The sequence below is a fragment of the Streptomyces sp. NPDC098789 genome (assembly GCF_044759975.1).
GTDB lineage: Bacteria > Actinomycetota > Actinomycetes > Streptomycetales > Streptomycetaceae > Streptomyces.
Map to the genome: position 1 here is coordinate 15,656 of NZ_JBIWAJ010000010.1, position 17,258 is coordinate 32,913.

At 74.8% G+C, this 17,258-nt stretch carries 2 protein-coding genes; both read left to right on the top strand.

Features of this window, described 5'->3' with window-relative positions; genetic code table 11:
• Positions 1–10 precede the first annotated feature (10 nt).
• Positions 11–7,921, top strand: a complete 7,911-nt coding sequence (locus tag ACIQWR_RS20900; protein WP_404012022.1) for an SDR family NAD(P)-dependent oxidoreductase — start codon at positions 11–13, stop codon at positions 7,919–7,921.
• Positions 7,922–7,936: 15 nt separating this feature from the next.
• Complete coding sequence (locus tag ACIQWR_RS20905; protein ID WP_404011519.1) at positions 7,937–17,209, top strand: amino acid adenylation domain-containing protein; 9,273 nt, start codon at positions 7,937–7,939, stop codon at positions 17,207–17,209.
• The last annotated feature ends 49 nt before the right edge of the window (positions 17,210–17,258 follow it).

A 17,258-nucleotide genomic window follows, 5' to 3' on the forward strand; every position in this document is an offset into this window, starting at 1 on the left:
CGACCTGGGTCTGGCGTCGGCCGATCTGTTGGCGTTGGTTGCGCAGTTGGAGGATCGGCTGGGTGTTTCGTTGTCGCCGACGGTGATGTTCGAGTATCGGACGATCACCGAGTTGGCGGCCTGGCTGGAGGAGGAGCACCCGGACCGGGCGCTCTCGCCCGAGCCCAAGCCCGAGCCGGTGTCCGAGCCCGAGCCGGTGTCCGTATCCGTCCCTGTGGTCGTCGCCGATGCCGTTCGTGTGGGTGGCGGTGGTGATTTCGTGTCGGTGTTGCGGGAGTTGGTGGCAGTTCCGTTGGGGCGTGCGGCGGCTGATGTGGAGGTGGATCTGGGGTATTACGACCTGGGTCTGGCGTCGGCCGATCTGTTGGCGTTGGTTGCGCAGTTGGAGGATCGGCTGGGTGTTTCGTTGTCGCCGACGGTGATGTTCGAGTACCGGACGATCACCGAGTTGGCGGCCTGGCTGGAGGAGGAGCACCCCGACACGGTGGCGGCAGCCGAAGCCCCCGCGGTCGTCGAGGCGCTGGTCCCGCTCGACGTCGCCGCAGGCCCGCTGGCCGTCGTCACGGAGGAAGTGGCCGCGCTGCTGAGCGTGACCGCCGTCGAGGTCGACCCCGACGCCGAGCTCGCCGAGTTCGGGCTCGACTGGACCGGCCTCGCCCAGCTCGCGGGAAGGCTGACGGCGCGGTACGGCCGTACCGTCGAGCCCACCGTGTTCTCGCGGCACCGGACGGTACGGGCCGTGGCGGCCCACCTCGACTCCGCCGTCCCCGCGGCCGTCCCCGCGCCCGTGCACCCGATGCTGCACCGGTCCGTCCCGGACACCGCCGGCGCGGGCGAGGGCGCCGGCCGCGTCAGCTCGTACGAGACGCACTTCACGGGCGAGGAGCCCTACCTGAAGGACCACCAGGTGCGCGGCGTCCGCGTGCTGCCCGGCGTGGCCCACCTGGAGATGGCCCGCGCGGCCGTGGCCCGCACCCTGGGCGAAGAGCACGCCGACCGGGTGCACCTGGAAGACGTCGTGTGGGTGTCCCCCGCCATCAGCGGAACGGACGGGCTCGACCTGAGCGTGACCGTACGGGCCCTGCCCGGCGGCGCCGTCCACGCGTACGAGATCCACGCCCTCGGCGCCGACGGCGGACCCACCCTGTGCAGCACGGGCCGGGCGAGCCTGCGCGAGGCCGGCCGGAACCGGACCCTGCCCTCCCTCGCCGAGGTGCGCGCCGCCTGCACGGGCACCCCCCTCTCCGCCGCGGACGTCTACGGCCACTTCGCGGCCATGGGCCTGGAGTACGGCCCCACGCAGCGCACCCTGGTCGCGCTGGCCACGGGTACCGACCCCGCCGGACGCCGCCAGGTCCTGGCCGAACTCCGGCTGGCGCCCACGGCGGACCCGCTGCACGGCGTCCGGCTGCACCCGGCGATCGCCGACGGCGCCCTCCAGGCCACCATGGGCCTGTGGCTGACCGGCGGCCCCGCCGGCGAGGGACGGGCCGCGCTCGCGCTGCCGTTCGCCCTCCAGCAGGCGGCCACCCCCGCCGCCACCCCCGAGCGGGCCTGGGCCTGGGTCCGCCACCAGCCCGACAGCACGGCCGAGGCCGCCGACGGCTCCGTGCGGCTCGACGTCACCCTCTACGACGAGCACGGCCGGGTCTGCGCGGACCTGACCGGCCTGAGCTCGCGCCGCATCCCCGCCGAGTCCGTGACGGCGGCGGCGCCCGCCCCGGCCGCCGAGCCCGCGCGGGTCGAGGCTCCGGTTGCCGCCGAGGCCGCCTCGCCGGCGCCCGCCGCCCAGGCACCCGCCGTCACCGACATCGCGATCGTCGGCGTCAGCGGCCGCTACCCGGAGGCTCCCGACCTCGACGCCTTCTGGGACAACCTCCGCGCCGGCCGCGACAGCGTCCGCGAGGTCCCGGCGGACCGCTGGGACCACCGCCGCTACACCGAGGCGTCCGGACGGACCGCCGGCACGTGGGGCGGCTTCCTGGACGGCATCGACGAGTTCGACCCGCTGTTCTTCCAGATCTCGATGCTGGAGGCCGACTACCTCGACCCGCAGGAGCGCCTGTTCCTCCAGTGCGCCCACCACGCCCTGGAGGACGCCGGATACACCGGCCGGGGCCTGTCCGGCTCGGGCCGGGTCGGGGTCTTCGTCGGGGTGATGTACCAGGAGTACCAGCTCTTCGGCGCGCAGGCGCAGGAGCGCGGCAAGCGGACCGCCCTGTGGGGCAGCGCCTCCACCATCGCCAACCGGGTCTCCTACTTCCACGACTTCCGCGGCCCCAGCCTGGCCGTGGACACCATGTGCTCGTCCTCCCTCACCTCGCTCCACCTGGCCTGCGAGGCCATCAGGTCGGGCCAGTGCGAGGCGGCGATCGCGGGCGGCGTGAACCTCAGCCCCCACCCCAACAAGTTCATGGTGCTCGCCGAGCGCCACTTCCTCTCCAGCGACGGCCGCTGCCGCTCCTTCGGCGAGGGCGGCGACGGCTACGTGCCCGGCGAGGGCGTGGGCGCCGTCGTGCTCAAGCCGCTGGACCGGGCCGTGGCCGACGGTGACCAGATCTACGGCGTGATCAAGGGCACCGCCGTCAACCACGGCGGCCGGACCGGCGGTTACTCCGTACCGACCCCGGTGGCCCAGGGGGAGGTCATCGCCGAGGCGATCGCCGCGTCGGGTGTGGACCCGCGGGCCCTCAGCTACCTGGAGGCGCACGGCACCGGCACCTCCCTCGGCGACCCGATCGAGATCGCCGGACTCCAGAAGGCCCTTCGCCAGGCCGGCGGCGGCCCCGAGCACCTCGCCATCGGTTCGGTGAAGTCGAACATCGGGCACTGCGAGAGCGCGGCCGGCATCGCCGCGGTCACCAAGGTGTTGCTCCAGCTCAAGCACGGGGAGCTGGTGCCGAGCCTGCACTCCCGCGAGCTCAACCCGCACATCGACTTCGACCGCACCCCGCTGCACGTGCAGCAGGAGGTCGAGCCGTGGCGCCGCCCGGTCCTGGAGGTCGACGGGGAGCAGGTCACCTTCCCGCGGATCGCCGGCGTGTCCAGCTTCGGGGGCGGCGGTTCCAACGCCCACGTGGTCATCGCCGAACACCTGCCCACCACCCCCCGACCGGCACGGGCCGCGGCCGACGGCCGGCCGTCCCTGCTGGTGCTCTCGGCCATGAGCGAGGCCCAACTGGTCGAACAGGCCCGGCGGCTGAGCGCCCGCCTGGGCGAGCTGACCGACGCCGACCTGGACGACGTCGCGCGGACCCTGCAGAGCGGTCGGACCGCCCTGGACGAGCGGCTGGCCTTCGCCGCCGCGTCGAGGGCCGAGGCCGTGGCCCTGCTGGAGTCCTTCGCCGACGACCCGGGGCGCCCCGACGCGCCCTGGACGCGCGGCACCGTCCGCGCCGACCGCGACCGTGACGGCCGGGCGCTGGCCGAGGCCGTCGCGCAGTGGTCCGAGTCGGGCACCTACGAGCGGCTGCTGGGCCTGTGGGCCGACGGGGCGGCCGTGGACTGGGAGGCGGCCCACGCCTTCCTGCCGCCCGCCCGCCGGATCAGCCTCCCCGGCTACCCCTTCGCCCGGGACCTGTGCCGACTGGGCGAGGAGATCCTCGGCGTACCGCTGCACCAGCAGCAGCAGCCGCAGCAGCTCGCGCAGCAGTCCGCCGAGCGGCCGCGGCCGCCCGTGGGGACGGCGCGACCCGAGGCGGACGACACGGACGAGGTGCTGCTCCTGCGCCCGGTCTGGACCGACCGCGCCCTCGACCGTACGCCGTCCGGGACCCCGCGGGGGAACCCGGATCCCGCGGTGTTCGCGGCGCGCCACGTCGTGGTGATCGGGCGGCTCGACGCCGCCGACCGCGAGGCGTTCGAGGCCGCCCTGCCGGCGGAGACCGGGTGCCGCTTCCTGGAGCCGGTCGAGGGTTCGCCCGCCCAGCAGTACACCGACCTGGCCGGGCGCCTGTTCGGGGTCGTCCGCGAGCTGCTGGAGCGCGGGGTGCGCAGGCCCGAACTGCTCCAGGTCGTGCTCGTCGGCGACGCCGGTCAGGACGCCGACGGTGACCCGCGGGCCTGCTTCGGCGGGCTCGGCGGGCTGCTGCGGACCGCGCGGCTGGAGAACCCGCGGCTGCGCACCCAGTTCGTGGAGTGCCTCGACGGCGCGGCGCCGGCCGCGGTCGCCGCCCGGCTGATCGCCGAGGCCGTGTCCGACCCCGAGCCCGAGGTGCGCCACCGCGGCGGACGCCGGCTCGTCGCGGAGCTGGCGGAGCTCACCGGGCCCCGGGCCGCCGCCCGGCCGTGGCGCTCGGACGGGGTGTATCTGATCACCGGCGGCGCCGGCGGCCTCGGCCTGATCGTGGCCCGCGAGATCGCCGCGTCCGCCGCCGGCGCCACCGTGGTGCTCACCGGTCGTTCCCCGCTGGACGCGGACCGACGGGAGGCCCTGCGGACCCTGCGCGAGGCCGGACTGACGGTGGACTACCAGCGCGCCGACGTCGCCGACCGCGAAGCGGTGGCCCGCCTGCTCGCCCACGTCGCCGACAACCACGGCCCCCTGACGGGCATCGTGCACAGCGCCGGAGTGGTCGCGGACAACTTCGTGGTCCGCAAGAGCCCCGAGGAGCTGGAGCGCGTCCTGGCGCCCAAGGTCGCCGGACTCGTCCACCTGGACGAGTCGACCCGGGACCAGCCGCTGGAGGCGTTCCTCTGCTTCTCGTCGATCAGCGGCACCTTCGGCAACCCCGGCCAGGCCGACTACGCCGCCGCCAACGGGTTCATGGACGCCTACGCCGCCCACCGCAACCACCTGGTCGGGGCCGGCCTGCGGCGCGGGCACACCGTGTCCGTCGCCTGGCCGCTCTGGGACGAGGGGGGCATGGGGGCCGACGCCGCCGTGCGCGACCACCTGGCCGGTACGGGCCTGACCCCGCTGGACACCCCCCGCGGCCTGGCGGCCCTCCGGGTCGCCCAGGCTCCGGAGGAGAACGGCCTCGACACCGGCCGCCTGCTGGTGGTCTCGGGCCGTCGCGAGCAGCTGCCGGCCGGACTCATCGGCCGTACGGCCCCGACCGCGCCGGCGCCCGCCGCGAGCACGCCCGGTGCGACGGCTCCCGCCGAGGGCGCCCCGGCGCCCGGGACGGACGGCTCCCTGGCGGAGCGGGCGGTCGGGCACCTGCGACGACAGCTCGCCACGGCCCTGGGGCTCCGCCCGGAGCGGCTCGCCGTCGACAAGCCGCTGGAGCGGTACGGGATGGACTCCGTCCTCGCGGTGAACTTCGTCTCCGGCCTGGAGGACTCCTTCGGCCCGCTGCCCCGGACCCTGCTGTTCGAGGTGCAGACGGTCCGCGGACTCGCCCGCCACCTCCTCGGCGAGCACCCGGCGGAGCTGCGCGCGCTGCTGGGCGAGCCCCCGGCCCGGTCCGGCGCGCAGCAGCCGACCCCGGCGGCCGCCCCCGAGCCCGCACCCGCCCCGGCGCCGGTCCCGCAGCAGCAGCAGCAGCAGCCGCAGCAGCCGCACGCCGCGGAGCCCCGTACGACCGAGGCCTGCACCGAGGGCACCCGCACCGGGGCCCGTACCGCGGAGGCCGACCGTGACCTCGGCGGCGACCGTGACCGTGACCGTGACGCCATCGCGATCATCGGCATCACCGGGCGCTACCCGGACGCCCCCGACCTGGACACCTTCTGGGCCAACCTGCGCTCGGGCCGGGACTCCGTCACCGAGGTGCCGGCCGACCGTTGGGACCACGAGCAGTACTCCGGAGCCCCCGACACCCCCGGCACCAGCCGCGGCAAGTGGGGCGGCTTCCTCGACGGGATCGACCGCTTCGACCCCCTGCACTTCGGCATCTCGCCGCGCGAGGCCGCGGTGATGGACCCGCAGCAGCGGCTCTTCCTGGAGACCGTCTGGCACCTGTTCGAGCAGAGCGGAGTGACCCAGGAGGTCATCGAGCGGCGGCACGGACGCCGGGTCGGCGTGTACGTCGGATCCGCCTACCAGATGTACCGGGCCGAGGACACGGAGCCCGCGCTCGCGGCCCTGACCGCCTCGTCCTCGTACAACATGATCGCCAACCGGGTCTCGCACTTCTTCGGCCTCGAAGGCCCGAGCCTGGCCGTCGACAGCATGTGCACGTCCTCGGCGATGGCCGTCCACCTGGCCTGCGCCGACCTGCTGCGCGGGGAGAGCGAACTGGCCGTCGCGGGCGGGGTGAACCTCACGGTCCACCCGGACAAGTACGTCGCCCTGTCCGAGATGCAGTTCCTCGGCAGCCACCCGGGCAGCCGCAGTTTCCGCGACGGGGACGGCTACCTGCCCGCCGAGGGCGTCGGCGCCGTCCTGCTCAAGCCGCTGGCCGCCGCGCGGCGCGACGGGGACACGGTCCTCGCCGTCATCCGCGGCACGGCCTCCCTGCACAGCGGCCGGTCCAACGGCTTCATGACGCCGAGCCACCGCAGCATGGTGAAGGTCATGCGGCAGGCGCTGGACCGCGCCGGAGTCGCCCCCGGCTCCATCGGTTACGTGGAGGCCGCCGCCAACGGCACCACCTTCTCCGACGAGGTCGAGGTGGGCGCCCTGCGCGAGGTGTTCGCCGCGGCCGACGCCCCGGTCGCCGTGGGCACCGTCAAGTCCAACCTCGGGCACCCGGAGGCGGCTTCCGGCATCGCCCAGCTGACCAAGGTCGTCCTGCAGCTGCGCCACCGGGAGCTCGCGCCGCTGGTCGAGGCGGGGGAGCCCAACGCGAACCTGGACCTCGCCGCCGGCCCGCTCGTCCTGTGCGACGCGCTGACCGCCTGGGAGCCCCGGGGCACGGCGGGTGCGCCGGGTACGGCCTCCGGCCGCCCGGAGCCCCTGCTCGCCCTGGTCAACTCGGTCGCCGCGGGCGGCAGTCACGTGAGCCTGGTCGTCGAGGAAGCGCCGCGGCGCGCGTCCGTCGCGTCCCACGCGGGGGACGCGGGGGACGCGCGGGAGGCCGGACCGCAGCTCGTGGTGGTCTCCGCCCGTCACCCCGAGGGGCTGCGCACCGCCGCCCAGCGGCTGCACGACCACCTCGGGACCGGACCGCTGGACCTCGCCGACCTCGCCTGGACCACCCAGGTCGGGCGGGAGGCGCTGCCCGAACGGCTCGCCGTGGTCGCGGGCTCCGCGCAGGAACTCCGGGACGCCCTCGCCCACCACCTGGCCGCCGAAGCCGACGCCGAAGCCGAAGCCGACGCCGAAGCCGACGCCGAAGCCGACGCTCCCGTCGCCCCCGCCGATCTCGCCACGGTCCACCGCGGCAACGCGGACGAGGACGGCGGCCCCTTCGCCGCGGTGATCTCCGGCCCCCGCGGCGAGGCCCTCCTCGCGGGGTTGGCCGCCGACGGGGACCTGGAGCACCTCGCCCAGCTGTGGGTGCACGGCGCCACCGTCGCGTGGCCCGCACTGCACCGCGGCCCCCGCCGACTGGTGCAACTGCCCGCGACCGCCTTCGAGACGGGCCGCTACTGGGTGGGCCGCACGCCCGCCGGAGCGCCGGCACAGGCACCCGCACCCGCATCCGCACCCGCATCGGGTGCGGTACCGGCAGCGGACCAGGGTCGGGCCGACGCCGAGTCCCTGATGGCCTCCGCGTGGGCCGAGCTGCTCCAGATCGAGCCCTCCCGGCTCGGCGGTGCGAGCAACTTCTTCTCCCTCGGCGGCAATTCGCTGCTGGCGACCCGCCTGATCAACCTGATCAAGCAGCGCACCGGGGTCGAACTGCCCGTACAGGCCGTCTTCGACGCGCCGAAGCTGACCGTGATGGCCGCCGAGCTCCGCCGCCGCCTGCCGGCCGCCCGGCCCGCTGCCGCCGCCATCGGCGCCGCGGACGTGCACACGATCCTCGAAGGCCTCAGCCGCATCGAGAACATGACGGACGACGAGCTGGACGCCCTGGGCGTCGGTAACTAGGGCGAGGGGACCACGATGAGCACCACCACGCACTCCACCACGCACTCCACCACGCACTCCACCACGTACTCCACCGCACCGGACCTGCTCCGGACGATCAACTCACTGCCCGCCAAGCGCCGCCGGGCCCTCATCGCGCTCCTGCGTGAACAGGGCGTCGACCTGACCGTCCTCGGCCGGATCGACGACGTCCCGCTGCGGGCCCGTGACGACGACGGGCCCGTGCAGCTCTCGTTCGCGCAGCAGCGGCTGTGGTTCCTGGCCCAGCTGGACGGCAGCAGCGCCGCGTACAACATCCCCGTCGCGACCCGGCTGAGCGGCCCGCTGGACCGCCCCGCCCTGCGGCGCGCCCTGGCCGAGCTGGTCCGCCGCCACGAGGCGCTGCGCACCCGCTTCGCCGACCGCGACGGCGTCCCGCACCAGCTGATCGGCGACGGCTCCGACTTCGCCGTCGCCGAGGCGGACCTCGGAGACCCGGCCGAACTGGCCCGGATCTGCGCGGGTGAGGCGGCCACCGCCTTCGACCTGGAGCACGACCGGCTGATCCGGGTCCGGCTGCTGCGCGAGGCCGAGCAGGAGCACGTGCTGCTGATCACCATGCACCACGCCGTGTCCGACGGCTGGTCGGTCGGCGTCCTCATCCGCGACCTGAGCGCCCTGTACGAGGCGTTCGCCGCCGGACTGCCCTCGCCGCTCGCCCCGCTGCCCGTCCAGTACGCCGACTACGCGCACTGGCAGCGCCAGTGGTTGCAGGGCGCGGAGCGGACCCGGCAGACCGCCTACTGGAAGGAGCAGCTCGCCGGGGTCGACCCGCGGCTGACCCTGCCCGCCGACCGCGAGCGCCCCGCCGTCAAGACGTACCGGGGGGCCCGGATGGGCTTCCTGCTCCCGCCCGACCTGCTGGCGCGGCTGCGCGAGGTCGCCGCGCGCTACGACGCCACCCTCTACATGACGCTGCTGGCGGCGTACTCCGTCGTCCTGAACCGCTACACCGGTCAGAGCGACATCGCCGTCGGCACCGTGGTCGCGGGCCGCAACCGCATCGAGGTGGAGGGGCTCATCGGCTTCTTCGCCAACACGCTCGTCATGCGCGCGGACCTGTCGGACGACCCGGCCTTCCCCGAGCTGCTCGCCCAGGTCAAGCGGACCGCGCTGGCTGCCTACGACCACCAGGACGTGCCCTTCGAGGCGGTGGCCGACGCCCTCCAGCTGGAGCGCAGCCTCAGCCACTCACCGGTCTTCCAGACCATGTTGGTGCTCCAGGAGGCGCAGACCGAGCGCACGGCGCGGCTCGGTGAACTCCTCGTGTCGGCCATCGAGTTCGACCTCGGCGTCACCAAGTTCGACCTCACCCTCGACCTGCGCGAGACCCCGGACGGCCTCGCCGGGACCGTGGAGTACAACACGGACCTCTTCGACCCGGACACGATCCGCCGGTTCACCGGCCACTTCGGCGAGCTCCTCGGCTCCCTCACCGCCGACCCCGGGGCCCGGCTGTCGGGCCTGTCGCTGCTCGACGAGGCCGAGCGGGAGCAGGTCGTCCGGGGATGGAACGACACCGACCGCCCGTTCTCCGCCGACCGCTGCCTGCACGAACTCTTCGAGGCCCGCGCGGCCCGCCACCCCGGTCGGACCGCGCTCGCCGACGCCGACCGCACCTGGACCTACGCCGAGCTCAACGCCTGGGCCAACCGCATCGCCGACGCCCTGCGCCGCAGCGGAGTGGGCCCGGACACCCTGGTCGGCCTCAGCACGGAGCGGTCCGCCGAGATGGTGGCCGGGATCTACGGCATCCTCAAGGCCGGCGGCGCCTACATGCCGATCGAACCGTCCTACCCGGCGGCCCGCATCGAGGACCTCGTCGAGAGCTCCGGCGTCCGCGTGGTCCTCACCCAGCCCCATCTGGACCCGGCCCCGCTGCACGGCGCCGCCGACCTGTTCACCCTCGACCGCGACGGCGCGGTCCGCGACCGGTCCGGCCGCGCGGCCGAGGACCTGTCCGAGGAGGACCTGCCCGCCGCCGCGCTCGGCCTCGGCCCCGGCAACCTGGCGTACGTCATCCACACCTCCGGCTCCACCGGCCGCCCCAAGGGCGTGATGATCGAGCACCGGGCGGCCGTCAACCGCATCGAGTGGATGCAGCACGAGTACCGGCTCGACCAGGACGACGTCGTCCTGCAGAAGACCCCCTACAGCTTCGACGTCTCGGTGTGGGAGTTCTTCTGGCCGCTGCTCTTCGGCGCCCGGCTCGCCGTCGCCGCGCCCGGCGGCCACAAGGACCCGGCCTACCTGGTCTCCGCGGTGCGGGAGTTCGGGGTGACCACCCTGCACTTCGTGCCGTCCATGCTGCGCTCCGTCGTGGCGGAGCCCGACTGGTCCGCCTGCACCTCCGTGCGCCAGGTGTTCTGCAGCGGCGAGGCCCTGCCCCCGGAGCTGTGCGAGCGGCACTACGAGCGCCACACCGCCCCGCTGCACAACCTGTACGGGCCCACCGAGGCCGCCGTCGACGTCAGCCACTGGACCGTGCCCGCCGGGCCGGCCCCGCGCCTGGTCCCCATCGGCCGCCCCATCCAGAACATCCGCCTGTACGTCCTGAACGAGGCCCTGCGCCCCCAGGGCGTCGGCTGTGTCGGCCAGCTGTACATCGCCGGTACGGGCCTGGCCCGCGGCTACCTGCACCAGCCGGAGCTGACCCGCGAGCGGTTCGTACCCGACCCGTTCGCGACGGACCCCGACGCCCGCATGTACCTCACCGGGGACCTGGCCCGCTGGTTGCCCGACGGCACGCTGGAGTACCTCGGCCGCGCCGACGACCAGGTCAAGCTCCGCGGCTTCCGGATCGAGCTGGGCGAGATCGAACACCGGCTGACCGAGCACCCCGCGGTCCGCGCCTGCGCCGTCATCGTCCGCGAGGACCAGCCCGGCAGCCCCCGACTGGTGGCCTACCCCGTCCTCGGCGACGACGTCGCCCCGGCGGCGGACGAGGCCGCCCTGCGCGCCGAGCTCGTCCGGCACCTGGAAGCGACCCTGCCGGAGTACATGGTTCCCGGCGCCTTCGTCGTCCTCGACGACCTGCCCGTCACCGCCCACGGCAAGCTCGACCGCCGGGCCCTGCCCGTCCCCGACATCGAGGCCTTCGCGCAGCGGGAGTACACCGCCCCGGCCACCCCCACCGAGCGGCTGCTCGCCGGACTGTGGGCCGAACTCCTCGGCTTCGACGGGGACCGGATCGGCGCCGGCGACAACTTCTTCGCCCTCGGCGGCCACTCGCTCCTCATCACCGTCCTGGTGGCGCGCCTCGCCGAGCACGGCCTGCGCGCCTCCGTGCGCGCCGTCTTCGGCGCCGCCACCCTCGCTGAGCTGGCCACCGCACTGGACGCGGCCGAGCCCGCCGAGACGTACGAGGTCCCGCCGAACGCGATCCCGGCCGGCTGCGAGCGGATCACCCCGCAGCTGCTGCCGCTGGTCGAGCTCACCCAGGAGCAGATTGACGCCGTCACCGCCACCGTCCCCGGTGGCGCGGCCAACGTCCAGGACATCTACCCCCTGGTCGCCACCCAGGAGGGCATCCTCTTCCACCGCCTGCTGGACCCGGACAACGACCCGTACCTGGTCTCGACCCTCTACGTCGCCGAGGACGAGGCCGCCTGCACCGCCTTCACCCGCGCCCTGCAGGCCGTCGTCGACCGGCACGACGTCATGCGCACCGCCGTCGTCACCGACGGCCTGCCCGCACCCGTCCAGGTCGTCCACCGCTCCGCCACCCTGCCCGTACGGCGCCTGCTCCTGGACCCGGAGCAGGACGCCGAGCAACAGGCCCGCACCCTGCTGGAGCAGCCCGGCAACCTGGAGATCGACCGGGCCCCGCTGCTGCGGCTGACCGTCGCCGAGGACCCCGGATCCGCCCGCCGCTACCTGCTGCTGAGCGCCCACCACCTGATCGAGGACGCCACCTCGCTCCGGCTCACCCTGAACGAGCTCGCCCTGCACATGGCGGACCGCGCGGACCTCCTGGCCCCGCCCGCCCCGTACCGCGACTTCGTCGCCCACACCCGTGGCCGGCAGGCCGAAGCCGACGCGGAGGGCCACTTCCGCCGCATGCTCGGCGACATCACCGAACCGACCACCCCCTTCGGACTGACCGACGTGCACGGGGACACCAGCCGGGTCCGCCGGCTGCGCCGCGCCCTGCCCGACGCCCTCACCCGGGAGATCCGGACCCAGGCCCAGCGGCTGCGGATCGGTCCCGCCAGCCTGTTCCACGCGGCCTGGGCCCGCGTCGTGGCCGCCACCAGCGGACGCGACGACGTCGTCTTCGGCACCATCCTGTCCGGCCGGCTCCAGGGCGTGCCCGGGGTGGAACGGATGCTCGGCAACTTCATCAACACCCTGCCCCTGCGGACCCGGCTGGCCGAGCGCACCGTGCGCGAGCTGATCGCCGACGTCGACACCGGGTTGAAGGACCTGATCGACCACGAGCAGACCCCGCTCGGGCTGGCGCAGCGGTGCAGCGCGCTGGCGGGCGACGCACCGCTCTTCAGCGCGGTCGCGAACTTCCGCCACTTCGAGGCCGGGCACGGGGAGGCCGCCGAGGCCCTCACCGACGGCCGGGGCGTCCGCTTCCTCTCCGCCGCCGACGGCATCAACTACCCCCTCGTGGTCTCCCTGGACGACTTCGGCACCGAGCTCTCGCTGGACGTCCAGGCCGACGAGCAGGTGGCGTGCGAGGCCGTCGCGGACTACCTGGAGAGCGCACTGGCCGGCATCACCGCCGCCCTCGCCGACGGCGACGGCGCCCGGACCGCCGCGCTCGACGTACCGGTCCTGCCCACGGCCGAACTCCGCCGGCTGCTCACCGACTGGGCCGGGCCGAAGGCGCCCGTCACCGACGTCCCGCTGGGGGAGCTGGTCCAGCAGCAGGCGGCCCGCACTCCCGCCGCCCTCGCCGTCAGCGCTCCCGGCGGCGACGAGTTGACGTACGCGCAGCTGAACGAGCGGGCGAACCGCCTGGCCAGGGTCCTCATCGCCCGCGGCGTCGGACCCGGCTCCTTCGCGGGCGTGTCGCTGCCCCGTGGCAGCCTGGCGATCGTCGCCTTCCTCGCCGTCCTCAAATCCGGCGCGGCCTACCTGCCCATCGACCCCGAGTACCCGCAGGACCGGATCGACTTCATCCTCGGCGACACCCGGCCCGCCGTGGTCCTCACCGACCGGGCCACGGCCCCCGCCGTGGCTGGCGCCCCGCTCCTGGTCCTGGACGACCCGGCCACCCGGGCGCTGCTCGCCGACGCCGCGGTCGACGATCCCCGGCCGCGGGAGCGCACCGGCCCGCTGACCCCCGAGACGCCGGCCTACGTCGTCTACACCTCCGGCTCCACCGGAAGGCCCAAGGGCGTGGTCCTGCCCGCCCGGGTGCTGACCAACCTGCTCGCCTGGTCCCGGTCCGTCTTCCCGGCCGAACCGGGCTCGCGGGTGGCGCAGTTCGCCGCGGTCAGCTTCGACATGTCCGAGTACGAGCTGCTGAACGCCCTGCTGCACGGCAAGACCCTGTGCGTGCCCGCCGCGGACGTCCGGGTGGACCCCGCCGAGCTCGCGCGCTGGCTGGACCACGAGCGGATCACGGAGTTCTTCGCCCCCAACGTGGTGATCGCCGCCGTCTACGAGGCCGCCACCGCGCAGGGTCTGGAACTCACCGCCCTGCGCCACGTCCTCCAGGCCGGCGAGGCCCTCCAGCTGACCGCGCAGGTGCGGAAGTTCCACGCCGACCGGCCGTGGCTGCGGCTGCACAACCAGTACGGACCCTCCGAGACCCACGTGGCCACCGCCGCGACCCTGCCCGAGGACGTCGGAGCGTGGCCCGCCGCGGCGCCGCTGGGCCGCCCCGTGGCCAACACCCGCACCTACGTCCTGGACGACCGGCGCCGCCCGGTCCCGGTGGGCGTGGCCGCGGAGCTCTACCTCGCGGGGACCTGCCTGGCCCAGGGGTACCTGGGCCGGCCCGACCTCACCGCGGAGCGCTTCGTCGAGGACCCCTTCGGGGCCCCGGGCGAGCGCATGTACCGCACCGGAGACGTGGCCCGCTGGCTGCCGGACGGCACCCTGGAGTACCTCGGCCGCGCCGACGACCAGGTCAAGGTGCGCGGCTTCCGGATCGAACCCGGCGAGATCGTGAACGCCCTGCACGCGCACCCCGCCGTGCACAGCGCCGTCGTCGTCCCCCGCGCCTCGGGGGAGACCACCACCCTGGTCGCCTACGCCCGCCCCACCCCCCAGTGGCTCGACGGGGCCGCCCGGGAGCAGGACGCCGTCCACCTCGACCGGTGGCGGCGGACCTTCGACGAGCGCTACGCCGGCTCAGCGGCCGTCGACCCCGCGCCGCCCGCGGCCGGCGGGGCGCGGGGCGCGCTCGCCCGCGCCGTCGAGGACCTGAGGCCCAAGCGCCTGCTGGAGATCGGCTGCGGCACCGGCGACCTGCTGCGGCACTACGCCGAGGAGTGCGAGGCGGTGCACGTCGTCGACGTCAGCGCACCGGCCCTCGACGCCGTCCGTCGACTCGTGGAGCGCCGCGGCTGGACCCACGTGTCCCTCGTCCACGGTGACGCCCTGAGCGTCACCGAACCCTTGAACGGCCCGCTCGCCGGGGCCCGGTTCGACACGATCGTCCTCGACTCGGTCGTGCGGTACTTCCCGAACCGCACCTACCTGGAGGAGACGCTCGCCCGCCTGCTGCCGCTGCTGGAGGAGGGCGGCCGCATCCTGATCGGCGGCGTCCGCAACCTCGACCTGTTCCCTGCGCAGCTGTGCGCCGCCGAGCTGGCCGACTCCACCGCGGGCACCACCGCCGGGGCCCTGCGGGCCCGGGTGCAGGAACGTCGCCGGGCGGAGTCCGAACTCCTGCTGAGCCCCAGCTGGTTCGCCGCCCTCACCGAGCGGTTCCCCGAGCTCGGCGCCGTCGACCTGCTGCTGCGGCGCGGCGCGGGCGACGGGGAGGAACTCGCCCACCACTACGACGCGCTGCTCACCAAGGGCGCCACCGCCACCGCCCCGGACCCCGGCCACCCCTGGCTGGAGGCCGACGGCCCGGCCGCGCTGCGCGCGCTGCTCGCCGGCGGCGCGGGCGCGCTCCCCGAGCGGTTCGGGGTCAGCGGCCTGACTAACCCCCGGGTCGCCGACGACGTCCGCCTCCACGAGGACCTGGCCCGCTGGCCCGCCACCCGCGAGGTCCCCCTGCCGCCGCACGGCGCGGGACCGTCCGCGCGGGCCGCCGAAGGGGTGCGGGAGCTCGAAGACGTCCTGCGGTACGCCGAGTCCCTCGGCCACCGGGTGGCCGCCACCTGGTCCCAGGACCGGCCGCAGGGCCTGGACCTGGTGTTCGGCCGGGGCGAGCTGCCCCGGGTGCGGGCGCGTTCCCCCTACCGCGCCGCCCAGCAGGCGAGCTCCCCGCAGCTCGGCCTGCTCGGCCCGGCGATGGCACGGATGCTGAAGGAGCACCTCGCCGGCTCGCTGCCCGAGTACATGGTCCCCAGCGCCTTCGTGATCCTCGAAGAGCTGCCCCTGACCTCCAACGGCAAGGTGGACAAGCGGGCGCTGCCCGCACCCGGCGACGACGACGTGGCCAAGGGCGAGTACGTCGAGCCGCGCACCGACGTCGAACGGACCCTGTGCCGGATCGTCGGCGAGCTGCTCGGGGTCGGCCGCGTGGGCCTGCGGGACAGTTTCTTCGACCTGGGCGGGCACTCCCTGCTGGCCACCCGGCTCACCCTGCGCGTGAAGCAGGAGACCGGCGCCGAACTCCCGCTCAAGCTGGTCTTCACCGGTGCCACGCTGGAGCAACTGGCCGCCGCGGTCGCGCAGTCCGCCACGGACCGGGCCACCGCGGGTGCGGACGGGCCCGGACGGGCGCGGTCCGCGCCCCCGCTGGTCCCGGTGGAAGGCGCCACGGCGGTCGGCGCGCGGGCCCCACTGGCCCTGCAACAGCGGGACCTGTGGTTCCTGAACCGCCCCGGCCACCTCGCCGAGGCCCACGACAACGTGCAGCTGGCCTTCCGGATCGACGGCCCGCTCGACCGCGCTGCCTTCACGAGCGCGGTCCGGGCCCTGGTCGAACGGCACCCGATCCTGCGCACCGGCTACACGGAGCACGAGGGGGTCTGGACCCAGCAGGTCCACGCGGCGGCCGGGTTCACCGTGCCGGTGCTGACGGCCGGGGACGAGGAGGAGGCCGGGACCTGGGCCGCGGCGGAGCGGCTGCGCCCGTTCGCACCCGGCGCCGGAACCGCCCTGAGGGCGCACCTGATCGCGCTGTCGGAGCACGCGCACGTCGCCGTACTCACCCGGCCGTGGGGCGTCTTCGACGGTTGGTCGGTGAATCTGGTCCTGGCCGAGTTGATGGACTCCTACCGGCAATCGATCGGTGGCCGGGAACCGCGGCGGGTCGCCCCGGCGCTGTCGTACGCCGATTTCGCTCACTGGCAGCAGTCGGCCGTTGACGCTCCGGAGTTGGATCGGCAGCGGGAGTACTGGGCCGGGCGCCTGTCCGGACTGCCCGTCGCCACCGCCCTGCGCACCGACTACCCGCGCGGCCCGGTGAAGACGTACCAGGGCTCCTCGGTCCCGGTCCGCGTCCCGGCGGGGACGGCCGACGGGCTGCGGCGGCTGGGCCGCGAGCGCGGCGCCACGCTCTACATGAGCCTGCTGTCGGCGTACGCCGTCCTGCTGGGCGGGCGCACCGAGGAGCGCGAACTGGCCGTCGGAACGGCGGTCGCCAACCGACCCGGGCCCGAGCTGGAGCAGGTCGTCGGCTACTTCACCAACACCTTGGTGATGCGGCTGGACGTGGACCCGCAGCGCTCCTTCACCGAGCTGCTCGCCGACGCGGGGGAGGCCACCGCGGACGCCCACAACCACCTTGACCTGCCCTTTTCTGATCTGGCGCGCTCCCTGATCGCGGAGCCGGACCCGGCGCACTCCCCGTTGTTCCAGGTGATGTTCAACCTGCTGCCCGCCCCCGCCGGGCAGCCAGCCGCCGCCCAGGACGGGCCTGGGGCGGAGCCCGGCGGGCTCGCCATCCGGTACCTGCCGGCCCGGCCGGGCACCACGAAGTTCGACCTCAACCTGGTGCTCCAGGACGCCGACGGCGCCCTGGAGGGCTACCTGGAATACAGCACGGACCTGTTCGCCCGGGGGACCGCGGAGCGGTTGGCCCGGGGGTACGAGCGGCTGCTGGTCGCGATCGGGGCGTCCCCGGACACCGCCCTGGCGCGGCTGCGGGAGGCTGCCGCCCGGTCCTGACGTCCGGCACGTGAGTAGGTTTTCGGCCACCCCCGATGCGGGGGTGGCC